2 protein-coding genes are annotated in these 475 nt (G+C 45.9%); both read left to right on the top strand.

What is annotated here, in order from left to right:
• Positions 1-233: hypothetical protein (locus tag ACTHUR_RS19760; protein WP_440400496.1), on the top strand; the 233-nt coding region annotated here is incomplete at its 5' end.
• Positions 234-250: 17 nt separating this feature from the next.
• The coding region (locus tag ACTHUR_RS19755; RefSeq protein ID WP_440400495.1) for a hypothetical protein at positions 251-475 on the top strand (225 nt) is incomplete at its 3' end.

The following is a 475-nucleotide window of genomic DNA, read 5'->3' as shown; positions in this document are numbered from 1 at the left end:
CCCCGAAAGACCCCAAAATGACCATCACAGAAGAATACTCTATCGACATCCGCGTAACCGCCGAAACCACCCACACTGCCTACGGCCACCCCGTAGAGCACTACGGTTGCGACATCATCAACACCGACGGCGAACTCATTGTCGGACTTGTTCCCGAGTACAAAACTCCCATGGCGGCAGTCAAACAAGCACTGACAGCCCTAACTCAAAACGATCTGCAAAAAGCCTGCTGATTTAAACGGAGATAAAAATGAAACATTTTTCAATTAAAAAAAATCTTTTGAAAGCCGCCGCTGCCGCAGCAGCAAACAACGACCCAAGACATTACATCAACGGTGTTTTCCTCGATAAGGAAACAGGCGAAATCAAAGCAACCGACGGTCATGTACTTTGCATTATCAAACACGAAGAACTGAAAGAAATCGATGAAGACATCTTCATTCCAAACATTGTATTGGGCGCGGTTTTAAAAGAC

The organism is Neisseria sp. P0021.S007 (genome assembly GCF_051956855.1).
Note: the sequence above shows the minus strand (reverse complement) of the source record. Positions and strands in the feature narration are given on the sequence as shown.